The 24,225-nt window shown below is 45.5% G+C and carries 21 protein-coding genes; 5 read left to right on the top strand and 16 right to left on the bottom strand.

Going from position 1 to position 24,225, the window contains the following annotated elements:
* Positions 1 to 42: 42 nt before the first annotated feature.
* Together istA and istB are read left to right on the top strand one after the other, a co-directional pair.
* On the top strand, positions 43 to 1,635 hold the full coding sequence (gene istA, locus CC89_RS05525; RefSeq protein WP_051931461.1) for an IS21 family transposase: 1,593 nt from the start codon (positions 43 to 45) through the stop codon (positions 1,633 to 1,635).
* Positions 1,636 to 2,394: an IS21-like element helper ATPase IstB gene (istB, locus tag CC89_RS05530; protein ID WP_035289149.1), complete on the top strand. Its 759-nt coding sequence runs from the start codon at positions 1,636 to 1,638 to the stop codon at positions 2,392 to 2,394.
* Between the two features lie 51 nt (positions 2,395 to 2,445).
* Here istB and CC89_RS05535 read toward each other — a convergent pair whose 3' ends face one another.
* The 16 genes from CC89_RS05535 to CC89_RS05610 form a co-directional block, all read right to left on the bottom strand.
* Entirely contained in the window at positions 2,446 to 5,661 is a 3,216-nt protein-coding gene (locus CC89_RS05535) for an antirestriction protein ArdA (protein WP_502685621.1), read from the bottom strand.
* A 202-nt stretch (positions 5,662 to 5,863) separates the two neighbouring features.
* A complete protein-coding gene (locus CC89_RS05540) occupies positions 5,864 to 7,960 on the bottom strand; it encodes a DNA topoisomerase 3 (protein ID WP_035290026.1) in 2,097 nt (698 codons plus the stop codon).
* Positions 7,957 to 8,658, bottom strand: coding sequence for a DUF4366 domain-containing protein (locus CC89_RS05545; RefSeq protein ID WP_035290029.1), 702 nt, complete (start codon positions 8,656 to 8,658; stop codon positions 7,957 to 7,959). The genes CC89_RS05540 and CC89_RS05545 overlap by 4 nt, the downstream gene beginning before the upstream one ends.
* The gene (locus CC89_RS05550; RefSeq protein WP_035290032.1) at positions 8,648 to 8,905 is read right to left on the bottom strand and encodes a DUF4315 family protein; all 258 of its coding nucleotides are present in this window, start codon (positions 8,903 to 8,905) and stop codon (positions 8,648 to 8,650) included. The genes CC89_RS05545 and CC89_RS05550 overlap by 11 nt, the downstream gene beginning before the upstream one ends.
* Positions 8,906 to 8,947: 42 nt before the next feature.
* Positions 8,948 to 11,014: a C40 family peptidase gene (locus CC89_RS05555; protein WP_035291218.1), complete on the bottom strand. Its 2,067-nt coding sequence runs from the start codon at positions 11,012 to 11,014 to the stop codon at positions 8,948 to 8,950.
* Positions 11,015 to 11,052: 38 nt separating this feature from the next.
* Complete coding sequence (locus tag CC89_RS05560) at positions 11,053 to 11,934, bottom strand: DNA-methyltransferase (protein WP_035290035.1); 882 nt, start codon at positions 11,932 to 11,934, stop codon at positions 11,053 to 11,055.
* Entirely contained in the window at positions 11,931 to 14,360 is a 2,430-nt protein-coding gene (locus CC89_RS05565) for a VirB4-like conjugal transfer ATPase, CD1110 family (RefSeq protein ID WP_051931636.1), read from the bottom strand. Before CC89_RS05565 ends, CC89_RS05560 begins: the two co-directional genes overlap by 4 nt.
* The gene (locus CC89_RS05570) at positions 14,308 to 14,718 is read right to left on the bottom strand and encodes a PrgI family protein (RefSeq protein WP_035290041.1); all 411 of its coding nucleotides are present in this window, start codon (positions 14,716 to 14,718) and stop codon (positions 14,308 to 14,310) included. The genes CC89_RS05565 and CC89_RS05570 overlap by 53 nt, the downstream gene beginning before the upstream one ends.
* A 21-nt stretch (positions 14,719 to 14,739) precedes the next feature.
* Positions 14,740 to 15,609: a VirB6/TrbL-like conjugal transfer protein, CD1112 family gene (locus tag CC89_RS05575; protein ID WP_035290044.1), complete on the bottom strand. Its 870-nt coding sequence runs from the start codon at positions 15,607 to 15,609 to the stop codon at positions 14,740 to 14,742.
* A gap of 16 nt (positions 15,610 to 15,625) precedes the next feature.
* Complete coding sequence (locus CC89_RS05580; protein ID WP_035290046.1) at positions 15,626 to 15,841, bottom strand: Maff2 family mobile element protein; 216 nt, start codon at positions 15,839 to 15,841, stop codon at positions 15,626 to 15,628.
* Between the two features lie 209 nt (positions 15,842 to 16,050).
* Entirely contained in the window at positions 16,051 to 16,263 is a 213-nt protein-coding gene (locus CC89_RS05585; protein ID WP_035290049.1) for a condensin complex subunit 2, read from the bottom strand.
* Positions 16,260 to 18,041, bottom strand: a complete 1,782-nt coding sequence (locus tag CC89_RS05590; protein WP_035290052.1) for a VirD4-like conjugal transfer protein, CD1115 family — start codon at positions 18,039 to 18,041, stop codon at positions 16,260 to 16,262. Before CC89_RS05590 ends, CC89_RS05585 begins: the two co-directional genes overlap by 4 nt.
* Positions 18,038 to 18,514: a PcfB family protein gene (locus CC89_RS05595; protein ID WP_035290055.1), complete on the bottom strand. Its 477-nt coding sequence runs from the start codon at positions 18,512 to 18,514 to the stop codon at positions 18,038 to 18,040. The genes CC89_RS05590 and CC89_RS05595 overlap by 4 nt, the downstream gene beginning before the upstream one ends.
* Positions 18,515 to 18,608: 94 nt before the next feature.
* Positions 18,609 to 18,827 (bottom strand): DUF5348 domain-containing protein, encoded by a 219-nt coding sequence (locus tag CC89_RS05600; RefSeq protein ID WP_005422968.1) that lies wholly within the window; start codon positions 18,825 to 18,827, stop codon positions 18,609 to 18,611.
* Positions 18,828 to 19,060: 233 nt separating this feature from the next.
* Positions 19,061 to 20,338, bottom strand: a complete 1,278-nt coding sequence (locus CC89_RS05605) for an IS4 family transposase (protein ID WP_035290061.1) — start codon at positions 20,336 to 20,338, stop codon at positions 19,061 to 19,063.
* Positions 20,339 to 20,454: 116 nt separating this feature from the next.
* Entirely contained in the window at positions 20,455 to 21,480 is a 1,026-nt protein-coding gene (locus CC89_RS05610; protein WP_035290064.1) for a DUF6017 domain-containing protein, read from the bottom strand.
* 835 nt (positions 21,481 to 22,315) lie between these two features.
* On the opposite strand from CC89_RS05610, the gene mraZ reads away from it, so the two are divergent.
* Genes mraZ through CC89_RS05625 form a run of 3 tightly spaced genes read left to right on the top strand, consistent with a single transcriptional unit; the run spans position 22,316 to position 24,224 of the window.
* A complete protein-coding gene (gene mraZ / locus CC89_RS05615; RefSeq protein ID WP_035290067.1) occupies positions 22,316 to 22,744 on the top strand; it encodes a division/cell wall cluster transcriptional repressor MraZ in 429 nt (142 codons plus the stop codon).
* A 22-nt stretch (positions 22,745 to 22,766) separates the two neighbouring features.
* Entirely contained in the window at positions 22,767 to 23,699 is a 933-nt protein-coding gene (gene rsmH / locus CC89_RS05620; RefSeq protein WP_035290070.1) for a 16S rRNA (cytosine(1402)-N(4))-methyltransferase RsmH, read from the top strand.
* A 36-nt stretch (positions 23,700 to 23,735) separates the two neighbouring features.
* The gene (locus CC89_RS05625) at positions 23,736 to 24,224 is read left to right on the top strand and encodes a septum formation initiator family protein (RefSeq protein WP_185750679.1); all 489 of its coding nucleotides are present in this window, start codon (positions 23,736 to 23,738) and stop codon (positions 24,222 to 24,224) included.
* Position 24,225 lies beyond the last annotated feature (1 nt).

The following is a 24,225-nucleotide window of genomic DNA, read 5'->3' on the forward strand; positions in this document are numbered from 1 at the left end:
TTGGACATAATTGCTATACTTCTACATGGAGGTATAACAACTATGATTAACAACTTACAAGGAGAGCTATTTCTAATGAATAGCATAGGAATTAAACCAAATTACGCCCAACTGGCAAAAAAATATGGTATGGATTGGAGGACTGTAAAAAAGTATGATCAAGGCTACAAAGGGAAACCAAAAACGAGAATTAAGAAAAGCAAGCTTGACCCATATCGTGTAGAAATTACTGATAAGTTAGCAATTCGTAGGATTACAATGAAAGGTGTTTATGAATTTATGGTGGATAAACATGGGATTAATACTATAGGTACCTATTCAAATTTCATCACTTATATCAAGAAAAACAAGTTACTACCTAAACAAAGTAATACTGGCCATCCACGTTATGAAACAAAAATTGGAAAACAAGGGCAAGTTGACTGGAAGGAGGATATAACACTTACTTCAAGATCTGGGGAAAAATACACTATAAATATTTTGCATGTAACACTTAGTTTTTCAAGATATAGCTACTTAGGACTATCCATTCAAAAAAAAACAGATGATGTTTTTAGATGTCTTATTAATTCCTTTGAAGCCTTTGGAGGAATACCAGAAGAGCTTTTGTTTGATAACATGTCCACTGTTGCAAATGTACATGGAGTAAAGAAAAAGATTACTGAAACAATGGGTAAGTTTGCAAAAGATTTTGGATTTAATGTCAGATTGTGTGGGGCAAGAAAGCCTGAAACAAAAGGGACTGTTGAAGCAAAAAATAAGGTAATTGACTGGATTCGGGCATATGATGGTGAATTTGATACATTAGATAATTTATTAGAGAAACTAAAGGAAATTAATTTAAAAATGAATATAAATATTAATACGGAAACAGGCATGTCGCCAACCGCTCTGTTTTATAAGGAAAAGGAATATCTGCATTCTTTACCAAAAGCTTCAATTATTGATACCTATCTATCACCAAATAAATATAAAGTTTCAAATGAAGCACTAATTAGATTTGGAGAGAGCAAATATTCCGTACATCCTAAGCTTATTAATGAGGAAGTTAGCGTTGATATCCTCGACAATAAACTATATATCTATTATAAAGGAAAACTTGTAACATTTCACTCAATTAATAAAAATCCAATTAATTATGTTCCAGAACATTACACGATACTTATGAAAGGGAAGGTTAAGGCTGCAGATTTAGAGGCTGTAGCTAATGAAAATTTAAAACTTATGGATAGATTATTAGAATCAAGAAAAATAGATATTTCAAATATAGAGGCTACAAAGTCACCCGAAGCATTATTAGCATATATGAATGGGAGCCCCTATGGTAACTGGATTATAGGGCAGTATGCCCATATGTCAAAAGAAAATCGAAGCACCTTTATTAAAGGAATGAATTTAGTACTTCCTTATGTAAAGAATAAAGAAATCTTCATGTCTAATTTAAAATTTTCAGTTAAAAACAATTGGTGTAAGCAATTAGATTATGATTGCTGGATAAATGATTTTATGGCAGTATGCGATGCAGAATGCATTCTAACAGATGAAGGATATAAAATAATTCATAATAAATATGAAAAAGAAATACAGGAGTTTACCTTAGGGCAGGCTCCAGGGATCGTGAGGATGAATTGCTAAATGAACAACTACAATACCCTTATTAATAACCTGGACACACTTGAATTAGTGCGAATTAGAGAGAACATTGATAGATACATAGATATGATGACAGACGGTAGCAAAACACCTGTTGATGCCTTATATGAATTAAGCCAATTAGAAATAAATTTCAAGAAGGATGCTGTAATAAAAGGGAATGTAAAAGTTGCTAATTTTCCGTTTTTAAAAGAAATTGATCAGTTTGACTTTGGATTTCAACCCTCAATAGATAAGGGAAAAATCATGGATTTTATAACACTTAGATTTTTAGAAAAGACGGAAAATATAATATTTTGTGGAAGTCCAGGAGTTGGGAAAACAAATTTAGCTGTATCAATAGGTATTGAAGCGGCTAAGCAACGTAATTGTGTGTATTTTATCACATTCCAGGAACTTATATCACAACTAAAAAAAGCAAGTGAAGAAAACAGGTTAGAAAGAAGAATAAAGTGGTTTTGCCGTTATAAACTTCTTATAATAGATGAACTGGGATATCAAAAGATGAATAATGAGTCTGCCAACTTATTCTTTAATCTTATAGCCAAAAGGTACGAGAAATCTTCTACAATAATAACAACTAATTCTCCCTTTTCAAAATGGGGTGATATTTTTCAGGAGCCAGTATTAACAAATGCTCTTTTGGATAGATTACTGCATCATTGCTCAGTTATCAATATAAATGGTCCATCATATCGCCTTAAAGATCAACTTCAATCAATCACTGCTGAGGAGGGGTAAAAGTACTAAATAAAAATGTAGGTTTTCCTACCATATTATTTTTGAAAAAACCTACATTTTTATATTGACATTTGCAGTCGGCTCACTTTCCCGTAGCTGCTGCTTCATGGCGTTGTATTCATGCAGGGCTTCCCAAGTTTCCTTTTCTACACCGAACAAGCCGTCTTTTTCTGCGTGTTCCTGTAAATCGGTCAGACTGGTAACGGCTCCCTCGGTGCCGTCCTCATAGATACGGAAAACCTCGATACCGTCCTGTGTAAACAAACGCTCGGCGGCTTCCTGTTTCAGCGGAAACATACCGTCCCAAGAATAGCCGTAGTCCTGCATTTCTTTTATGCTGATAGTGGCGTCGGGTACGGGGATTTCCGGCTGCTCCTGCGGTGGTGCGTCTTGCCCGATTTCCTGTACCTCGGAAGTCTGCGCCTGTTCCTGTGCCTTTTGCAGCTCTGCGATATGTTCATCAATGCTGTTGATAATTTCCGCTGCGGTGCTGCGGATTGTTTCAAGAGAGCTTTTCAGTTCGGCAAGCTCCCGTCCGGCACTCCACCCGGCAACGTACCCAAAGGAATAGTCAGAAGTATCAAGCCCGTAATGCTGGCACACGGTATAGGCGATACTTTCTGCCTGTACCTCGCGGGTGCGGCGGTCGGGTCTGTTCTCCAAGTCCTCCAAAGGGGCGTTAAGGTCAATGTCATGGATCTTCGCATGGGCGATTTCATGGATAAGGGTTTTTAATGTTTGCAGCTCGCTCATGCCCTCATCAAGGGCAATACGCTTGTCCTCCAAATGGTAGTACCCGTGTGCGCCGCCCTCGATTTTCTCAAAAGCAACGGGAACAGGGGAAGTCTTTTCAAGGGCAGCAAAAACGTCCTTGTAATGCTCCACATCTCCGGTCAGCATATTTACGGCAATGTCGGGGATTTCCTTGCCCTCGGTCTGCGATACATCAAAGACAGATACCACCTTAAAGGCGGGGATTGTGATTTCCTTTTCTTCGGTTACGGGCTTTCCGTCCTTACCGATAATGACTTTCTGTGTCTGCGGGTCGATTTTCTCCATTTCTTTTTTAATCTTAAAGGGCGACGGTGCAAGGATTTTGATACCCTTTTGTCCTTTCATCACATTTCGCCCAAAGTTATTTTTCCATGCGTTAAATCCGGCGATAAGAGAAGCGTCGGGCTTCTGCATGGTGATCAGCAGCGTATTGTTAAAGCTGTAATTATGAAACTTTGACATAACGCGCAGATATTCCTTGTAACGCTCGCTGTCGAACAGCTCCGTAATACCCTGCTCCAAGCGGTCAGTTATTTCTTTGAGCTTTTCGGCGGGTTTCTCGGACGTTAAGACAATGGGGATAACTGGGCGTGGCTCCTGCGGCGTTGCTTCGGGAACAGCCGCCTGTACTGCCGGGGTTGCGTCCAGTTCGACGGTCGGCTGTGGGTAGCTCATAATGCGATAGTCCTCCGGCACATCGCGCCCCTCAAAGTGTTTCTCCCATGCGTCGCCGCTTTCCACAAGGTAGCCGTATTCCGTAAAGCTGCCTTTTTCCTGTGCGGCGGCGTTTCGTCCAAAGGCGATAAGGTCAATGCTGTTTTTCCATTCAGCGGGCATTTGCACCATGCCGGATTTGTTAAGGTAATAATCGCCCAATTCGCGGGGATTATGTACTTCGGGGATATGCACGAAAAAGTCCGGGTTATAGGTTAGGTCGATTATCTGCCCGATATTCTCAAAACCGTTCTTTCGCTGTGTGGCGGCGTTCAGCGCGGCAATTCCGGAAACGTCAAGGGTTTCCAGTCTTGCCGCAAGGAAATTCAGCTCGTCCACCTGTGCCGCGCATACCATGTCATACGGCAGGGCAATGTGTCTGTCCTCCCGGTCAGAGTAGCCGTGAATGAAAAATTCCTGCGGGTTGTCTGCGGTAATGCCGACGCTTTGCATGGCTTCGTGAAGCTGCTCTTTGGTGGCGGGCATGGAAAGCCAGTAGCCACCCGGTTCTCCCGTTTCAAAACGGGTGTGGCTGTCAATCAGGATTGCAAACTGTTCCGTTTCCTGTCCCGGTTCGGTTCTCGGTGCAGCGGCGGGAATGTCGGCGGCGGGCTGCTTGATTTCCTCGCCCTCTACGGTGTAGCCCGGTAAGAGCTGCCCGTTTACCTTGAACGGCTCCGCATACTCCGGCGGGATAGGCGGGGATATTTCTGTAAAGAGCTTTTCATACGCCTTGATACGCCCATTCAGATATTTTTCCATAGCTGCCCGGTCAGCAAATACCTTTCTGTCCTGTCCGGCGATTTTTTTCTGCCCGTACCCGTGGGGGCTGTTGGTGTAGACGTTCCAAGACAGCGTATAGGAATACGGGATAGACTTCTGTGCTGCCTTGTCGTAACGGGTATTTTCGTAAACATGGTAGCTCATTTTATATACCCGGTTGCTGATAGTGTGGCGGTCGTTGTCCTCGTCCTGCCACTTGTTCGCGGTGTGCTTCACTTCGGGTATTCTCGCATACTCAATCGCCTTGTCAAATAGCAGGGTCTTAGCTGCCTGTTCCTCCCATGCGGAAGCCTGTACTTTTAGATTTTCAAATACAGTCTGCTCCGCAGCCGCGCTTTCCTCTCGCAGCTTCATAAGCTCGGCAAGGGGTAAGGCGGTCAGCGGGGAAATATCCGCGTCTTTCGTTTCAAAATAGATACCGCGCTCAATCTTCATTTTGTCGGCGGCGTCCAGTCTGTTGCGGTCATATGAGGAATAACCTGTTTTCCATTCGTCCATTTGCTCGCTCCTTTCTTTTTCAATCATGCGGTGCATAAGCTCGTAGTCCTCAATGCTCATGCTCCCGTCAAATACATAAGGGTCAAAATCTTCCCCGTCCCGGTAGGGCTTTTCGGAAAAGGGAAGCCCCGCTGCATGGGCGGCGGCTCTTGCTTCTTTGATAACCTCCGGGGGAAGTCTGTCGTCATGCGCCCCGATAAAACCGTCAAGGTCATTCATGCTGTTTTCATAGTGATAGCGCACTCCGGCGGTCAGCTCGTCAAGGCTCATATCCTCGCCTAAATGCCCGCAGTAGTAGCCGTTTAGGATTACAGCGGCGGGGTCAGCCGCTTTGATTTCCTCTAACCGGCTCCTGTCAAACGGTTCTAAAGTGCCGTCCACTTCAAGATGAAACAGCTCGGCGTTCCATGAACGCCCCTCTTTCCAAAACGCCACCCATGCGATACCGTCCCTAAGTTCCTCTTGATAGTCCTTTACGCTGTCGCGCAAACTTGCCATGTGTAAAACCTCCTTTCGCGTATGGCAGCGCGGACGCTGCGTTTGTGGTTGCATAGTCCTACTACGGTGCGCCCGTATTTTTGCCAAAGATTTTTGAGGATTTTTAGAGGGTTTGGGAAACTTCCCAACAAGCAAAATCCCCGCCAAGCTCGGTTAGAGTGGCAGGGATTTTACGGAAGTGGGTACCCGCTTCCTATGCTTGCTATTCCAGTTCTTTGTCCTTTGAAATGGTTACTTTGTAATTCACATACTTACCGCCCGTATCAGCTAAAAGCACCGTTCCGTCGTAGGTTTTGCCCGTTTTTACGGAATACAGCTTTTTGACTTTTGCCTTGCCGGATTTCAAGAGTGCAGCGGCAATCTTCGGGGTAAAGACAGTTTTTCGTTCCTCAAAGAAGCGGTCATTTTTCCACATGGTAAAGCTGCACTCTTTGTTGGAACAGTAGTAGTTTTTCTTTCCCTCATAGACCGGGGACTTGCAGCGGGGACACTTCCCAAGCTCTGTTTTTTCTGTCTTGAAAAGCTCTTGTTTCTCACCCAACACGGAAGCATAGGTTTTTACAAGCTCCTGCGTCATTGCTTCGATACCCTGCATGAAAGCGGCAGGGTCAGCGTTACCCTTTGCAATCTGCGTCAGATTGTTTTCCCATGCAGCCGTAAGCTGCGGAGAAGTTAAGCTGTCCGGCAGGACGCAGACAAGGCTTGTGCCGTCTTTGGTGGGAAGCAGCTGCTTGCCCTTGCGCTCCACAAAGCCGCCTTTCACTAATTTTTCAATGACGGCGGCGCGGGTGGCAGGCGTACCAAGCCCCCGGCGTTCTGCGTCCGGGTCGGTGTCCTCATTCCCGGCGCGTTCCATAGCCGACAAAAGGCTTGCTTCATTGTGGGGCTTCGGGGGCGTGGTGTCATGCTCCGTAATCGCTGCGGCAGGGTTTTCAAAGGTCTGCCCCTCGGTAAAATCGGGAACATCTAAGACAAGTTCGTTTTCGTCGTCGCTGTCCGGCTTTTTTTTGAGGGTCGCCCGAAAGCGGCGGTCAATGTCTTTCCACCCGGCAGCGATTACCGTCCTGCCCCTTGCCGTAAAGTCATGGTCGGCGCAGGAGAAAACCGCCGTTACCGCTTCGTAAACGTGCGGCTCTGCGGTCGCCATAAGCAGCCGCGCCCCGGTAAGGGTAAGGATATTTCTTTCACTTTCCGGCAGCGCTGCAAGGTCAGCTTTTGCAAGCTCCATAGTGGGGATAATGGCGTGGTGGTCTGATACTTTTTTGCTGTTCAGAATGCGGGAAACTTCCGGCGTAAAGGAGACGCCCGCCATAAAAGGCAGCTTGCCGCAAAGCAGCGATACGATACCCGCCGCTGTGTCGCCCATGTCGTCGGTCAGATAGTTGCTGTCCGTTCTCGGATAGGTCAAGAGCTTCTTTTCGTAAAGGGTCTGTGCAAGGTCAAGGGTCTGCTTCGCTGTGTACCCGTAGATACGGTTTGCTTCCCGCTGTAAACTGGTAAGGTCAAAGAGCTTCGGTGGGGCAATGGTTTTCTTTTCACGGGTCAAGGAAGTGCAGACAGCCGCCGACGCTTCGCAGGCCGCTTTCAGTTTGCCCGCTTCATCAGCGGCGCAGATCTTCGCGCTTGCCGCTTCTGCGCCGGGGAGCATAAGGCGCACATGGTAGTAGGTTTCTTTCTTGAAGCTTGTAATGGCAGCGTCCCGGTCTACAAGCATTTTTAGGGTCGGGGTCTGGACGCGCCCCACATTCAAGGTCTTTCCATACAGGCAGGAGAAAAGACGGGTTGCGTTAATGCCGATAAGCCAGTCAGCCTTTGCCCTGCATAAAGCAGAATGATAGAGGGCGTCATATCCGCGCCCGTCCTTCAGATGTTCAAAGCCGCTTCGGATTGCACCCGTTTCCATTGAGGAAATCCAAAGACGGGTAAAGGGCTTCTTGCAGCCCGCCATTTCATAGACAAAGCGGAAAATCAACTCGCCCTCGCGTCCTGCGTCGCAGGCGTTCACGACTTCCGAAATGTCGGCGCGGTGCATGAGGTCTTTTAAGATGTTGAATTGCTTTCCTTTATCGGCAGCTACGGTGTACTGCCATTCCTGCGGCAGAATGGGTAAGCTATCATAGCTCCACTTTTTATACTGCTCCCCGTAGGCGGCAGCTTCGGAAAGCTGTACCAAATGCCCGATACACCAAGAGATTACATAACCGTTCCTCTCAATATATCCGTCCTTTTTTCCCGTAACGCCGAGGGCGGCGGCAACCGCCGCCCCGACGCTGGGTTTCTCACAAATCACTAACTTCATTCTTCCTCGTCCTCCTGTTCGGGGTCTGCGCTGTCGGCTTCGTCCTCCGGCTCGTCCTCGTCGTATTCGTCAAAATCGAACTCGTCAAGGTCGGTGCTGCCTTTTACGTTCTGTTTTGATTTCATAACCTTAAAGTAGTAGAGGGCTGCGCCGCCGCCAAGAAGTCCCACAACAAGCAAAATCAAAAGCCCGCCCATGCTGTTTTTCGGTTTCTCCGGCTCTGTGGGAGCTTCCGGCTCGGCTTCCTTGCCTGTGCAGTTATTCATGGTTACAGAGCAGACAGGACAGGTTGTGTTGACTTCGCCCGTTTTGCATTTCTCGGTACAGTTGCAGACAGCAGGGGGCGGGGTGGTCTGCCCGTCCTCAATGATTGCCATAAGGTCGGTTTCGTCTACTTGATTTAAGAAGTGGACGGAATTTTCGCCCTCGGCTGCGCGGTCAACGATGATGTAAAAATAGTTGCCGCCTTTGCTTTTCACGACGATAAACTGCTTGTCCTCGGCAGCGTCCCCGTCGATGTCGTCCACAAGGGTCATATTGCCCTCCGGGGTTAAGGGCTGCGGCTCGGTTTCCACGATTACGCCGCTGTCGTCGGTTTCCTCCGTCGGCGTCTGTGCATAGGCTGTAACGGAAAAGCCGCCCACAAGGACAAGGGCGGCGCAAAGTGCGGTAAGGCTTGCAAGGATTTTATTCTTCATTCTCGGTTTCCTCCTGTTCCTCATAGTCTGCGGGGATAGGGGCAATGCCCGGAATACCGCCGCCCGCAAGCATGGCGGTAAGCTCCTGCGGGGTCAGACGCATGGAGCGCACGAGCTGAACGATTTGCAGATTTTCCGCTTCGGTTTTCTGTGCTTCCAGTCCGCGCAGCTTGTTCTGATACTCCGTGATTTTCTCACGGGTCTTTTGGATTTCCTTTTCAATTCTTTCGATTTTACTCATAGCCATAATGATTTTTCTCCTTTCGATTTTCAAATGTGTTGTTGTATGTCAGTTCCAGTTCATCAGCCCGTACCCTTTGATACAGGCATAGTCAAGGGGATAGCTCTTAATCTTGCAGGCGTCACCGGAATTGCCCTCCACGGTATAAACGCGGTTTGCGTCCCTGCCGATAACAAGCCCTACATGGTCTGCGCTTCCGTCTAAGTCCCAGTCAAAAAAGATAGCGTCACCGGGGGCAATGTTTTCATAGCCCCGCGCTCCCCATTGTCCATGAGAGGTAAACCACGGAATACCCTGCGACTGGCAGGCGGCAAAACGCGGCTCGGAAAGTCCCATTTGCCCGTAGCACCAGGACACAAAACAGGCGCACCATTCCACGCGGGAGTTGAAGCCGTACCAGCTCCAATACGGATAGCCGCCCACATTTCCGACTTGCTGCTTTGCAAGGTCAACGATAGCGGTATTACCGGGGCGCGTTCCGTTCACAAAATCCACGCCGCTTAAATCCTCGGACGCGGAAGTATCGGAAGAACCGCCGCCAAAGATAAGGGGCTTGTTTCCGCTTGTCTGTAAGTACACCCGGTACATTTCAAGCTGTTCCGGGGTCAGATTGTTTTCTGCAATCGTGGATAACGGGGTGTTCGTCAGCTTGACGTTTAAGATGTAATACTCATAAGGCACTTGTACCGTGTAGGTGTCCGTATGCTCGTTGCCGTCCTCGTCTGTCCATGTGTCGGTGCGTTCTTCCTCCCGGTAGCGTATTTCCACTTCCTCGGTCAGCGTCAGCTTGTATTGCTGATTGAAAATCCGCTGTAATTCGCTTTGTACCTCGGCGCGGGTGTAGCTTTGATATTTTGCAGTCAGATAGGACGCTAATTCGTGTGGATTGTGTCCGATATTTGCAAGGTCATAGCGGTACTCGTCATAGCCCGGATTGTCGCGCTCGATATTGTCAATCCTGCTTTGCAGCTCGTTTTCCAATCCGGCGTAGCTGTTTTCCACTTCCACAAGGTCGCTGTCCTCGGACGTATAGGACGTTCCAAGCACGCCGTTTAACATGCCGGAAAACATTGCCCCACAAGAGGACAGCCCGGACATAACCATGATAAAGAGCAGCAGCACCCCGACAGCGATTGCCACACCCGCCGGGTGCCTTGCCACAAATGCTGCGGTCTGCTTTGTTTTCTCGGCGGCTTTGGCTGCCGCCTTGCGGGTGCGTTCTGCCGCGCCCTTGATACCCTTTGCAGTATTGCGGGCTTCCTTTGCATACTGCCGTTTGATTTGCTGCTTCTGCCAAAAGCGGGAAATAGGGTTAGAGGTAAGCTGCGGATTGTCGTGCAGCGTTTTGTGATACTGAAAATCCACATTTGCCCGAAAAGCCGCTTTTTCTGCCTTTGCCGCTTCCCGGTAGGGTTTCAGCTTATGGCTGCGGTAGCCCTGCTTGATTTTCCGCGCCCCGTACTTCAATCCCCGTTCTGCGGCTTCCTCGCTCTTGTGTGCGCCCTCCACGCCGGAATTATCCTTTTCGACAGAATGGATTTTGTTATGTACCAAAATCCCGGCTTCCTGTGTGGGGCGGGATAGCGGGTTGTGCTTCTCCTTAAATCCAGGCGGCTTGTCCTTTTCCTCAAAGTGCAGGAGGGTCTTGCCTTTCCCGGTGGTTTCGTCAAAGGTGCGCTCTTTTACCAGTTTCTTTTCTTTGGGGATAGCTGCCTTTGCCTTATCCAAGCGTTCGGCGGCTTTATCGGATTTCTTGATATACTTTTCAAGCTCCGGGGCAGCGCGTTCCTCGTCGGTAAATTGCAGCTGGGAAGATTTCGTCCCGGCGGTAGCTTCTGCCTGTGCCTTTCGTACCGCTTTTTTAGACGCTTTGCGAGTATGGGCGGCTTCGATATGCTCCATGACGCGTTCCGTTTTGCCTGTGTCCGCTTTGGGGGCAGCTCCCGGCACATGGGGCAAGGGAGAAGTCGGGGAAGCTGCACCTTGTAGCTGCGCTGCGTCCTGTGCTGCCTGTTGCTCCGGCGTTTTCTGTAACTCTGCGTCCTGTGTCCGTTTGCTGATACGTTCTGTTTCGCCCGTCGTTTGATTTTCTGTGATAGCTCCGTCGCGGGTCATTTTCTGCGTGATTTTATCACGGGGCTTTAATGGGTCTTTCAAGTGTTACCACCTCCAATCCGCGCCCCTGCAAGGGCACAATACTCGGCGTTCAGTTCAATGCCGATATAGCGGCGGTCAAGGCTTTTCGCTGCAAGCCCGGTGGTGCCGCTTCCAAAAAACGGGTCAAGGACAACGCCGCCTGCCGGACAGCCCGCCAGTATGCACGTTTCCGCGAGCTTCGGGGGATAGGCGGCAAAATGCCCACCCTTATACGGTACGGTATTGATAAGCCAAACGTCCCGCTTGTTCCTTGTGGTCGGCATAAGGGCGTCGTCATAATAGCCGCCGCTGCGGGTCTTATTGATACCCTGTACCTTGCCCTGTCCCGGTACTTCCTCGGCGTATTTGTGCCCTGCGCCGCGCCCCTGTCGGTACCGCGCAGCCGTTCCCGGCGCAATCGGCTCTGCAATGGCGGCAGCGTCATAGTAATATTTCTTTGATTTCGTCAGTAAAAAGATATGCTCATAGCAGCGGCTCGGTCGGTCGCGGCAGCTCTCCGGCATAGGATTTTCTTTCAGCCAGATAATATCGCTGCGTAAATACCACCCGTCAGAGCGCAGGGCAAAAGCTAAAAGCCACGGAATACCGATTAAGTCCTTTTGCTTGCAGCCCGCTTTCATGCCTGTGCCGCAGTAGGTATCTGCGATATTCAGCCAAAACGTCCCGTCGTCTTTAAGTACCCGGTGCAGTTCCCGGAATACTTCTACAAGCCTGTCAATGTACTGCTCCGGCGTGTCCTCCCGTCCAATCTGTGCGTCAAGCCCGTAGTCCCTAAGCCCATAGTAGGGTGGGCTTGTGACGCAGCAGTTCACGCTTTCGCTCGGCAGCTCCCGCAGGGCATAGAGGGCTTCACGGTTGATGATTACGTCCGTTTTCATGGCTTGCTCACTTCCTCCGGCTTTGTCGTAAGCAGACGGTAAAGCTCGGTGTCCGTCGGGAAGCGGTCAATGAACGGCAGCACCACATTCCCGTAAAAGATAAGCCCCTCGCCCGCTTCGGTATGGGTCACATACTTCATCTGCTGCGGGGAGATATTGAGCTGCTTTGCAAGGATAGCCCGGTCGCCCTGTGCCTGATTGAGCATGAGGACAAAATCGGAATTTTCAAAGATATTCTCGACTTCGCGGCTTGATAAAAGGTCTTTGACGTTCTGTGTGATTGCCGTCGGTATGCCGCCCCATTTACGAAAACGCTTCCAAATCTCCACGGAATAGGCTGCGGTCTGTTCCTCTTTCAAAAGCAGATGAAATTCGTCCATATAGTAACGGGTTGCTTTTTTCTCTGCGCGGTTGACGGTAACGCGGTTCCACACCTGGTCTTGCACAATGAGCATACCTAATTTTTTGAGCTGCTTTCCAAGCTGCTTAATATCAAAGCAGACAAGACGGTTTGAAAGCTCCACGTTGGTACGGTGGTTAAAGACGTTCAGAGAGCCGGAAACATAAAGCTCCAATGCCGCCGCAATGCGGGCAGCTTCCTGCTCCGGCTGCTTCAAAAGCTCGTTGTAAAGGTCGCCCAAAATCGGCATTTTTTCCGGGTCGGGGTCTGCAAGGAAAGGTCGGTACACATTCCTAACGGCGCGGTCAATGACGGTCTTTTCCACGGGCTGCAAGCCCTCTTTGCCGCCGATAACAAGCTCGCAGAGGGAAAGGATAAAGTCGGATTTCAAGGCAAGCGGGTTGTCGTCCTCGGAGTAGTTGAGGTTAATATCCATAGGGTTCACATACTGGGGCTTGCCGTCCATGCCTTTTCCGGCAGGCGACAGGCGTATCACTTGCCCGCCCAAACGCTGCACAAGGGGAAAATATTCTGCTTCCGGGTCGCAGATAATAATATCGTCGTCAGTAATGAGAAAGGCGTTTGTCATTTCCCGTTTTGCCGCAAAGGATTTACCGCTTCCCGGTGTTCCAAGAATAAGCCCGTTGGGGTTTTTCAGTTGCTTGCGGTCGCAGAGTATCATGTTATTGCTTAATGCGTTCAGCCCGTAGTAAAGGGCTGCGCCCTTTTGGAAAAGCTCCTGCGTGATAAAGGGAATGAAAATAGCGGTGCTGCTGGTCGTAAGTCCCCGCTGAATGGGGATAAGGTTCTCTCCAAGAGGGATAGAGGACATAAAGCCCGCTTCCTGCAAATAGTCAAGGCGGGTCAGAGCGCAGTTGTTTTTCTGTGCAAAGCCCGCCGTAGCAAATACGTCATTATCCAGTTTCCGTTTTGTGTCTGCCATGTTTACCACAAGGAACGTCAGCAGAAACATTCGCTCGTTGCGGCTCTGTAAATCCTGCAACAGATTTTTTGCTTCGCTGCCGAAAGTAGCAAGGTCGGACGGAATTATATCCATGTCATACCCGCTGCGTACCGCTTTTTTCTGTTCCTCAATCTTCATCTTGTCGAGGTCAGTTATCTTGCGCTTGATAGTCTTGATTGCTTCGCTCTGGTCGATACTGCGGATATGCAGATTGACGATAATCCCGTTTTCAAGGTCAAGAATATCCGAAAGCATACGGTCGTTCAGCTCCGGCGCAAGGATTTCAAGGAACGATACCGCGCCTAATTTCTTTCCCATGCGGAACGTGCGCCCGTCGCCAAAGCGGAACGAGGACGGGGCGATAAAGTCCTTTGTGGTAAGCCCGGACGGTACAAGCCAGTCCCAAGAGAAGCGGAACGGCTCGCCCTCCGGGTGGAAAATCCCATGCAGTACGTTCAAGCGTTTCTGTCCGTTCATGGGGCGGGCTGTTACGCCAAGCACCTTAAAATTATTGAGTACGTCGGTTTCGATACGGGAAAGGCGGGCTTTTGCGGCTGCGAGATTGTCCGCTTCAATGGAAAAGGTAATGTACTTGCACTTTTCCAGTCCGTTGTTGCCTTTTTCAAGCTGATTTTTCAGCATATCCGCGTACTCCCTGCGGATAGAGTTAAAAGCGTCGTCCTGCGCCGGAATTTCGATAGCCGCCTGTGCCTTTTCCTTTCTTGCGCCTTGATTGATGAAAGAGAGCTGCACCGAAACGGAAGCGTCAAAGTAGTTGAGAAAATCGCACCAGTTTTCAAAAATGGCGGTCTTATCATCTGCCTGTGCAAGCTGATAGTTAATATCTTCAAAGACAAGGCTTTTACTGTATTTCTTTTCCGTTACCCTACAAATCCCGTCCGGGTACATCTGCAAGTAGGGAATGGTCTGTTGTGCGGTGTGGGGCTTCCCGTCGCCCTTTGCCGCCTGTATCACGGCGGCGATTTCTTTCTTTTCTGCGCGGGTCAGCTTACGCTTCACGGGATTTTTTACCGCGCGGGTCATGGTTTTTCGTTCTGCCATTGACAATAGCCGATACCTCCTTTTCCAGTTTTCGTTGTTTTTCTATGACGGCATAAAAATTTTCCGTCTGATAGGGACGTTCCTTTGGTCGGATAAACTTTGTCTGAATGACGTTCTTTATCACGACTTCAAGGGGCTGCCCGTGTTTTTCATACATTGCCAAGAGGAAGCAGGGAAGCATAACGACAATCATTGCAAATGCCGCCATGCTTGTTCCCGCGCTGTCTTTGAGCAAAAAGAAAAGCGGTAGTCCCATAGCGAGGGCTGCCGCAAAACATATAATCTGCCGCTTTGTCAGATTAAAAGCGACTTTCGTTTTGATTTTTGATAAGTCTTTGGGTACGGGTACATACGCCAAGTGAAAACCTCCTTTCGGTCTTTAATGGGCGTTAAAGATTGACTTCGCAAGTGCGCCTGTTTTGAATAGGGAGAAGCACAAAATCACGGTGTAGGCTGCAAGGGAGAAAATCGCGCTGTGCAGGTTGTCCGCTACAATCATGCTGCCAACCAAAACCGCATAAATGCCGACGCATATCATTATGAGGAAGCCTTGAAAACCGAGGGCGAACAGGGCTTTTAAGTAGTTGTTGCCTATCTGCCCCCACTCTCTGTTGGTCATAGTTGCAAACGGGATAGGCGATACCGAACAGTAAAGGTAAATTTCTATCATTCTGCCGTACAGGATAACCGTGATAAGCACCGACATGATTTTCATGCAAAGGCTCACAAGGCTTGTTTCCATAACGAGCAGTAACAGTTCGGGGATTTCCATAGCGTCAAGTCCGGCTTGCATGGACGAGAGGGCGGCGTCAACGTCGATATTCGTATTGCCGCCGATCACGCCCGCCGCGCCGGAAACAACGTGCTGCGCCATATCGAACACCGCCATAGTGATAGTAAAGGTGTGGGTAACGAGATACACCGCTATCCACGCCTTGAAAAACCACTTAAAGAACATGAACGTGTCAATATCGTGCATATTGTTCTTTTCCGTTACCATGCTGATAAGCTCCACGCATAGAACGTAGGTAATGACAAGCCCCGCAATGGGTACAATCACATTTTCCGACAAGCTCTGTATCATGGAAAATATGCCTGCGTTCCACCCCTGCGGGGTTTGTCCTACCTCTGCGGCGATAGTTCCGACTTTTTCGTTTACGTCCCCGAACATAGTTGACAGATTACCGTTAATGGCTCCAATGAGGATTTCCTTTATCCATTCGTTAATCGCGTCAAGTATGCTCTGCATAGGCTAACCCCGCCGCTTAACCGAACAGTCCGGCAAGCAGGGGTACGAGGGTGCCGCCGATAAGGGCAACGCCGCCGCCCGCCATGAGCTGCTTCATGCCCTGGCTCTTCGCGCCCGGATTGTCGTTTCCGTAGCCCTCCAAGAGGTTGATAACGCCCCAAATGCCAAGACCTGCTCCGAGAGCGATAACGAGTGTCTGCAAAACTCCTACTGCGCTGTTGAAAAATGCCATAATAAAACTCCTTTCTGCCGCTTTGCGGCTGCCCGAAAAAGGGCATAAAAAACGGCGGTCAGTTTTCGATAACTGCCGCGGTCATAAGTCCCCGCGCTGCGTAATTTCTGCGGCGCGGCGGTATTCAGTTGTAAGGGTGCGGCTTCCTGCCGCGATACGCGCAAGGAGTAGGGGCGCGTACCATGTAGCCCGTGTTTATTGTTTTTACTTTAAGCTCCCTCCTTTTCAAAAAGTGGTGTGTAGACAGGCATAATGCCGTACTGCCGTTCCCGGACAACTTCGATATACTTGATATAGGAAATACCTGCCTGTCTTATCCTGCGTTCCTGTTCCCGCTGCATTTCCTCGGCTGCTTCCACAAGCCCGCTGATAGCTCGGATTAGCTGCTGTTTTGCCTTTTTCTTTCTGATACGCTTATTCATTCTGTATCCTCCTGCAAATCTGCTTCGTCAACTTCGTAATAGTCAAATACCTCGTCCGGCTTTACGATTGCAGGACGGCGGCGCAAGTGCTTTTCCATGTCAAAAGCGTTTTTCTTGTCATAGTCGGAAAGGTACTTGTACTTCGGGTGTTTGGTAATATCGTATTTTTCGGAGAAGAACGGGCGCACCCCGCGTAGCTGCAAGATACATTTCCCGCCGTCCATGACCGCAATTTCATCTTCGCTCATAAGCTGCTTGCCTAACTTCTGATAGTTCAGCCCGTGGGAAAGCTCCCGTCCTCTTGTTTCGGAAGTATTGAAGCTGTCTATGGTTTCTTTCCCCAAAATTTCCGACATTTCTTTGAGGGTGGTTTTCTCCTTGCCGCCCAAGAACAGGGTCGTATCGCAGTTGCCGACAATGGTATCGGCGTTGTCCTTGTAGATAGCCTTTAGCTGCGACTGGCTCTGCAAGATGATGGCCGCGGAGATTTCGCGGCTTCGGATAGTAGCAATGAGCTTTTCAAACTTCGGTATCTGTCCGATATTCGCAAACTCGTCAAGCAGACAGCGCACATGAACAGGCAGCCGCCCGCCGTAAACGTCGTCTGCTTTATCACACAAAAGGTTAAAAAGCTGTGTGTAAAGGATTGATACAATAAAGTTAAAAGTATCGTCGGTGTCGGAGATGATAACAAAAAGGGCGGTTTTTCGGTCGCCCAAAGTGTCAAGCTCCATTTCGTCAGTTTCCATCAGCTCGCGCAGTTCCCGAATATCAAAGGGGGCAAGACGCGCACCGCAGGAAATAAGGATAGAGCTTCTTGTTTTTCCGGCAGAAAGCAAAAACTTCTTGTACTGCCTTACTGCAAAGTGTTCCGGGTCTTTTTCCTCCAACCGTTCAAACATGAGGTCAACGGGGGATTGAAATTCCGGGTCGTCCTCGCGGGCTTCCGACGCATTTATCATTTCAAGCAGCGTCGTAAAGTTTTTCTCATTCTCCGGGGCTTCGTACCAGATGTAGCCGATAAGGGCGCAGTAAAAAAGCCGTTCCGATTTCACCCAAAAATCCTCGCCGGATTTTTCCCCGTCGCCTTTGGTGTTGGCGATAATGGTATTTACCAGTTTCAAAATATCCTTTTCGCTGCGCAGATAGGCAAAGGGATTGTACCGCATGGATTTCTTGAAATTGATGGTGTTTAGCACCTTGATTTTGTACCCGCCCCGCTGCAAGAGCTTCCCACACTCGATTAAAACCGTTCCTTTCGGGTCAGTGACTACATAGCTGCTGTGCATTTGCATTAAGTTGGGCTTTACAAAAAACCTCGTTTTGCCGCTGCCGGAGCCGCCGATTACAAGTACGTTTTTGTTTCGTGCATATTTCGGGTGCTTCGGGCGGCTGCTCATCATCAGCCTTTCGGTCTGCGTCAGCAGCACGTTATTTTCAAAAATGGGGTCGATATATGGCTTTATATCCTCGGCATTGCCCCAACGTGCAGAGCCGTACTCCATGCCCTTACGGTATTTCTTTGCGTTCTTGCCTTTCACATAGACCGCAAGCCGGATAACGACAGCCCCGACAATGCCGATAAGCAAATCCATAGGGGCAAAACTCGGCAGGGCATTTGAAAAGGCGGCAGAAAAGCCGCTGCCAATGGAAAGCAGCTTGCCGGAGAGGTCACCCCCCGGAGAGAGCCGCACCGCCTGTCCGACTTTATCAAAGAGATACACAAAGAGCAGATAGGGGGCGTTTCGGATAAGCAGCTTCTTGATATTCGGCTTCATAGCGATACCTCCCTGTCCTTGTGTTTTGTCTTTTGACGGTTCGCGTTAAGCTGCTTTGCTGCTTCCCGGAATGTGGCAAGTGCCTTTCGGATAGAGGGCTTTTGCTCCTGTGTCAGCTTCTTTGCGGAAAACTCCTTAAAGGCTGCGGTCAGAGCGTCCGCGTCCCGCCCTTTGAAAAAGACGAGATAACGGGGCGGCATTTCGGTGCTGTCTTTTTTTAGGGCAAAGTCGATACCGTATTTTTTCGCCGTCTGCTCAAAGGCTTTGATATTGCCCTCGGTTATCTCAATGTTGGATAGCCCCGCGTTCTGCTTCGCAAGCTGCTTTAGGGTCTGCTTCCCGTGGGGCTGTTTTTCCTGCTGCTTTTTTGCCTGTGCAAGCATGGCTTTGATTGCCTTTTGCAGCATTTCAGCGGTCAGCTTTGCTCCCTTGACCGAGAGCGCAACCACTTTTTCGTTGATTTCGTCCTGCAATGTTTACCGTCCTCCTTTCCCGGTAGTGATAGTGTTAAGGTGGTACGCCGCTTTTGGGCGTGAAAAAAGGGCGTCCGTTCTTCACGTCGCCCCGTTAAATCCGCACCCGCAGCCCGTTCAAGTCCTCGGCGCGGATACCTACAAGATACCAGTTGTCCCCGTACTCAATCCGGGTCGGCTTCCATTTGCCGCCTGTGAATACGTCCATGCACTCGCCGCAATGCAGACCGCCGTAATAGTCGGCAATGTCAAAGCGAATGTCGTAGCGGTCAGCGGTTTCGTCAAAAATCAAAGCTCCTGTTTTCTGTGCCATGTGGTAAATCCTCCTTTTTTTCGTTTACAGGCTTTCGCCCAATGTCATCAAGTTAATATTCAATAATATGGAATCTTAGCTTGCGATTTTTATTTTATTGGGTTAATTTATGAAATATTAAAATAAGACTTGTTTTAGACTTATTTTTTTGTATGACAAATAAATCCTGATAACTGTCAGAATTTTTGTACAAACATGAAATAGGATTCTTGTTAAAGGCTATTTGTTTAAAGCTACAGACTACGTTTTTTATTTTTCTTATACTTTCCTCTTGCAATTCTTTTGATGCGAGGATTTTGTCTATTAGGTCTTATGGGAATGCTACTTTTTGAAACCTTTTGCATGATTTCTTTATAAATCTTATTTCTTTTTCTTGGACTTTCTTCAAGATACATCATTATAAGCTTATCTTTTAAGCTGCCTATTAAAATATTTAAGTTTGTCTTATATTCATACTTTGTTTCTTTATTTTCTCTTTCAACTCTTGCTATTTCATCACTATCTTTACGTGCCAATTCAATCATATTTGACAGATAAATAGAAGCATAGAAATCCTGCTCTATTGCTATTTTAGTTATACCTGTAAAGTTTTCTATTTCAAGTCGATTTTTTAATTCATCATATTTTATCTCTATGCCCCATCTTTTAAAATATAATTCTTTAAATTCTTGAATTTTCATAGATTCATCAAATAAATTAGTTACTAAAACTTCTTCAGTTTCTGGGTCAAGATAGAATTTTATAACTCTAACTTTATATGTTTTTTTATCATGTGTAATTTCTATTATTTGATCCTGTTTTTCTACATTAATTTTTTTCTTGAATACATTATTTTTTAGTCTCATGACAAAATAAATATTGCTTTCAATCAACGTAGACATCAGCTCAATACTTGGGTATCCCCTATCAAATAATATCAAGTCCTTTATTGAAGAAACTTTTTTCATTTCAGAAATTAATTCTAATGCTATCTTTCTTTCAGAAGTTTCAAAACGATATATTTTACTTTTTATAACAATCTTATTTAGCACATCAAAGAGACATGAAGCACTTGCGCGAGCAATGGCTACGCTAGTGTGTTGATTCTTTGCATATCCAAACTCATTTCTCAAGGTTTCTGTATTAGGTAACTCTATTGTAGTACCATCAATGGCAGTTAATCTGTATCCATTCCAAAGCTTGTATTCATCACATTCTTCATAAATAACATCTACTATTTTATCATTTAGCTCAATAAATGCATTAGGATTAATTTTTTGCCTGTTTTCTGAAAAAGCTTGTTTTGAAATTGTATCTTCTCTTTTTAAAATCACTTCAAAAAAATTGTTTAATTCTACTTGTAAAGACTTGTTTATCATATTTAGCATAAATAGCATTGTTTCTTTAAATCCCATTTTTCCTGCCCTCGTAAAGTATGATGGACTTGTTCTATTCGAACATTTAAATATATAGTCCTCAATCATTATTTTACTTTGTAACATGGCTTTTTTAAAGCTTTTTTTAAATTTCATTTTTATCACCTTTAATCATTAGAAATACACAAAATTTATGTGCTCTTTTTGATTATTTGTGATAATTTTAAAATGTAAAGTGTTTTTGAAAGGAGTTTTTTACTTTTTATTACATTTTAGTTTGATGACATTGGGCTTTCGCCCTCTTTGTAGGTGTAATAGTCCGGGTCGCCGTACTTCGGCTTCCTCGGTGCAAGTGCGCCGCTTGCCATATCGTGAGCCACAAGGGAAGTGTAATAGCTGTCAATGGTAGACGGGGCATTGAAAAGCACCGCCTTTAGGTACTGCTTGATGTTGCGGATTTTTGTGGTGTTCTCCTGCATACAGTCAAGCACAAAGCGGATATGTTCGCTGTTCAGCTTCATAAACTTTGACTTCACAAGCTCGGCAGGGTAATCGTCCCCGGCAATACGGATTTTCTTTCTTGCCGTACAGACGGTTTCAAGCATGAGGTCAACAATCTCATTCAGACGGTCGCGGTCAAGGCTTCTGTCCTGCAAGAGAATGTCATAGGCGATATTGTCCTTGATAATTTCCTCATACACTCGGTAAGCGTCGTTCCTTTCCGTTCTTTTCCGTTCCGGCGGCTCTGCCGCTTCGTCCTCGCCATAAGGCAAGGGATTTAGGGAATGGATAGGAATGGAATGGGTACTTTGTTCATCAGTAATTATTTTTTCTTTTTTTGGTAAGTTAGTTCTTGATATATCTTTATTTAATTGCGTTGGATTTTCCGACGTCGGATTATCCGTTGTCGGATTTTCCAATATCGGGTTATCCGCTGTTGGATTTTCCAATATCGGGTTATCCGCTGTTGGATTTTCCAATACCGGGTTATCCAATCCCGGCGGCTGCGGCTGTTCGTAAATGGTGTACTCGATAGCGGTCATTTTGCCTTTCTCGTCGCGTCCCTGCCGCCTTGTGATATACCCAGCTTTTTCAAGCTCCCAAACTGCGGTACGGATAGCGTCGATACTTTCCCGGTTGATGTAGGACAGCCCCGCAAGGGTGTAGTCCCAATCCTCCGGCAATGACAGCATTTGTGAAAGCAGCCCCTTTGCCTTTAGGGAAAGCTCCTTATTGCGTAAGTGGTGGTTGCTCATTACGGTGTAGCCCGTCGTTCTTTCCACACGGAAAACTGCCATAGCTTCATCACTCCTTTGCTGTGGATTTGTTACGCAGTAGAACGGCGATTTTGAGGGAAAAGATATAAACCCCTTGCCGTGTCAAAAATGCGCCCGCAAAGCTGCTTGTAGCAAGGCTTTTTCAGCCCCTACTGCGTAACAAAGGGCATGAAAAAAGCGGCGTTCCTGTTCTTCCGTGTGGAAGTTGGAAACGCCGCTTGTGCGGTGCAATATAAAATTTTCGGTTTGTTCTGTTATGCCGTATAGTCTTATCCGTAGAAACTTATAAGCGCACTATTTACCAGTAAAAATTGCATTGGACTCCGATTTTGAACTATCAATCTACGCCCATTTCTACGCCCAAATGGCATTAAATTATGTGATTTTACATGGAGCTTTATGCTTTTGCTTTTTTAAGAAACCTTGTAACCATGCGGTTTTACGGACTTTTATTGAGGTACATGGATTTATGAAAAAAGGCTAATTTATTACAATTCCTAATTTCATATCTATGTACATTCCTTTCCTACATTAATATAAGAATTAATAATTAATAATTAAACAATCTTAATTATTAATTTTAAATTTTTAGTTTTAAATTGATTAACAGTGGTATCTTTACAAGTCAAGTAAAATTATACTCTAGAATTTATTTCATTTCAAGGAAAACAGAATTTAAGCTATCTACCGGAAGAGAAAAAGTAACATTTATTATAGGGGTAATTTTAATAATCCTAAAAAAAATATTAAAAAATATTTATATCAATTGAAGGAATTTAAGTTTTTATATAGAATAAAATATTTAGTGGTTTAAAGTGGAGTAAAGTGGAACAAAGTAGTCCATGGAGGTATGGATATGTTTATAGGGGAGTATCAACATGCTATAGATAATAAAAATAGAATGATAGTGCCCTCTAAATTAAGAGAAGAATTAGGGGATAAGTTTGTGCTCACTAAGGGATTAGATGGATGCATTTATGCATATCCTATGGCCGAATGGACGAAGTTAGAGGAAAAGCTAAAGGGGCTTCCTTTAACTAATAAAAATGCTAGAACTTTTGTAAGATTTTTCTTTTCTGGAGCTAATGAAGTTACACCAGATAAACAAGGTAGGGTTTTGATACCTCAAAGTTTATGTGAATATGGGAAGATAAATAAGGAAATAGTAAGTATAGGTGTGGCGACCAGAATTGAAATTTGGAGCAAGGAAAATTGGGATGAGTATAATAATTCTAATATAGATTTTGATTCTATAGCAGAGCAAATGAGTGAACTTGGCATATAAAATTATTTTAAGGAGAATAAATATGAATTTCAAACACATATCAGTATTATTAGATGAGGTAATAGGCGGATTAGACATTAAACCTGATGGGATATATGTGGATTGTACATTAGGAGGTGGTGGACACTCTATAGAAATACTAAAGAGATTGTCTGAAAAAGGTAGGCTTATTGGTATTGATCAAGACACTAATGCTTTAAAGGCTGCAGGAGAAAAACTAAAGAATTTTGAAAATGTTACATATGTACATGATAACTTTTACAATATAGAAGAAATACTTAAAAGTTTAAACATAGAAAAAGTGGACGGCATTCTAATGGATTTAGGAGTTTCTTCTCATCAATTAGATGAGGGAGAAAGAGGCTTTAGCTATATGCAGGATGCTCCTTTGGATATGAGAATGAACAGAGAAAGCGATTTTTCAGCTTATAATGTGATAAATGAATATGAGGAAAAAGAACTATATAGAATAATAAAAGAGTATGGAGAAGAAAAGTTTGCCAAAAGAATTGCTTTTAACATAGTGAAAAGTAGAAATGAAAAAGCTATAGAAACTACTCTTCAATTGGTGGATATTATTAAAAGTTCCATTCCAGCAAAATTTAGAAGAGAGGGGCATCATCCAGCAAAGAGAACTTTTCAAGCTATAAGAATAGAAGTTAATAGAGAGTTATACATATTGGATAAGGCTATAGAAGATGGGGTAAATAGACTAAATAAAGGTGGTAGAATTACCATAATAACTTTTCATTCTTTAGAGGATAGAATTGTAAAGAATAAATTCAAGCAATTACAAAACCCATGTACTTGTCCTAAAGATTTTCCAATATGTGTTTGTGGTAAGATACCTAAACTAAAGGTTATAAGTAGGAAACCTATAGTGGCATCTGAAGAAGAGCTAGAAGATAATCCTAGAAGTAGAAGTGCAAAATTACGAATTGGGGAAAAAGTATAGTTCTAAAAGAGAATAGGGGTGAATAAAGTGATATTGATGAATAAAAACAATATAGATGGTAGCACCGCATTAGTACCAAAAAGAGAAGAGATAAATTACGAAGAAGAACGAAGAAAACAACAAAAGAAAGAAATGGACTTATTGAATAAAAGAAAAGAAAAATCTCTTAAGAACAAATTAGGAATTATGTTGAGCATTGGAATTGTATTTTCTATAGGTATGATTTTAGTATTGCGCTTTGCTTATATTTGTAATTTAAGACAACAGGTTATAGATACACAAAATCAAATAACAACTATAAGTAGAGAAAATGAAAATTTAAAAGTAGAGTTATTAAAATACGATAATATAAAATATATTGAAAAAGTAGCTACTGAAAAACTAAATATGGAAAGACCAAATCTAGGGCATGCAGTTTATTGTGATTTGGGAACTAAATATTTTAAAGAAAATACTAAGGAGAATGGTATTAACAAAGGAAAAAAAATATCTTTTATAGAGTTTATTAAGAGTAAGTTATTCTAAT

The sequence above is a fragment of the Clostridium sp. KNHs214 genome, assembly GCF_000744935.1.
In the GTDB taxonomy this organism is placed as follows: Bacteria; Bacillota; Clostridia; order Clostridiales; family Clostridiaceae; genus Haloimpatiens.

What these genes read in the sequence shown, in the direction of transcription:
- CC89_RS05540 (WP_035290026.1), bottom strand. Translation starts at nt 7,960, where the DNA reads ATGAAGTTAGTGATTTGTGAGAAACCCAGCGTCGGGGCGGCGGTTGCC.
- CC89_RS05560 (WP_035290035.1), bottom strand. Translation starts at nt 11,934, where the DNA reads ATGAAAACGGACGTAATCATCAACCGTGAAGCCCTCTATGCCCTGCGG.
- mraZ (WP_035290067.1), top strand. Translation starts at nt 22,316, where the DNA reads ATGTTTATAGGGGAGTATCAACATGCTATAGATAATAAAAATAGAATG.
- istB (WP_035289149.1), top strand. Translation starts at nt 1,636, where the DNA reads ATGAACAACTACAATACCCTTATTAATAACCTGGACACACTTGAATTA.
- rsmH (WP_035290070.1), top strand. Translation starts at nt 22,767, where the DNA reads ATGAATTTCAAACACATATCAGTATTATTAGATGAGGTAATAGGCGGA.
- CC89_RS05535 (WP_502685621.1), bottom strand. Translation starts at nt 5,661, where the DNA reads ATGGCAAGTTTGCGCGACAGCGTAAAGGACTATCAAGAGGAACTTAGG.
- CC89_RS05565 (WP_051931636.1), bottom strand. Translation starts at nt 14,360, where the DNA reads ATGGCAGAACGAAAAACCATGACCCGCGCGGTAAAAAATCCCGTGAAG.
- istA (WP_051931461.1), top strand. Translation starts at nt 43, where the DNA reads ATGATTAACAACTTACAAGGAGAGCTATTTCTAATGAATAGCATAGGA.
- CC89_RS05600 (WP_005422968.1), bottom strand. Translation starts at nt 18,827, where the DNA reads ATGGCACAGAAAACAGGAGCTTTGATTTTTGACGAAACCGCTGACCGC.
- CC89_RS05550 (WP_035290032.1), bottom strand. Translation starts at nt 8,905, where the DNA reads ATGGCTATGAGTAAAATCGAAAGAATTGAAAAGGAAATCCAAAAGACC.
- CC89_RS05580 (WP_035290046.1), bottom strand. Translation starts at nt 15,841, where the DNA reads ATGGCATTTTTCAACAGCGCAGTAGGAGTTTTGCAGACACTCGTTATC.
- CC89_RS05625 (WP_185750679.1), top strand. Translation starts at nt 23,736, where the DNA reads ATGAATAAAAACAATATAGATGGTAGCACCGCATTAGTACCAAAAAGA.
- CC89_RS05575 (WP_035290044.1), bottom strand. Translation starts at nt 15,609, where the DNA reads ATGCAGAGCATACTTGACGCGATTAACGAATGGATAAAGGAAATCCTC.
- CC89_RS05585 (WP_035290049.1), bottom strand. Translation starts at nt 16,263, where the DNA reads ATGAATAAGCGTATCAGAAAGAAAAAGGCAAAACAGCAGCTAATCCGA.
- CC89_RS05545 (WP_035290029.1), bottom strand. Translation starts at nt 8,658, where the DNA reads ATGAAGAATAAAATCCTTGCAAGCCTTACCGCACTTTGCGCCGCCCTT.
- CC89_RS05610 (WP_035290064.1), bottom strand. Translation starts at nt 21,480, where the DNA reads ATGGCAGTTTTCCGTGTGGAAAGAACGACGGGCTACACCGTAATGAGC.
- CC89_RS05590 (WP_035290052.1), bottom strand. Translation starts at nt 18,041, where the DNA reads ATGAAGCCGAATATCAAGAAGCTGCTTATCCGAAACGCCCCCTATCTG.
- CC89_RS05555 (WP_035291218.1), bottom strand. Translation starts at nt 11,014, where the DNA reads ATGACCCGCGACGGAGCTATCACAGAAAATCAAACGACGGGCGAAACA.
- CC89_RS05605 (WP_035290061.1), bottom strand. Translation starts at nt 20,338, where the DNA reads ATGAAATTTAAAAAAAGCTTTAAAAAAGCCATGTTACAAAGTAAAATA.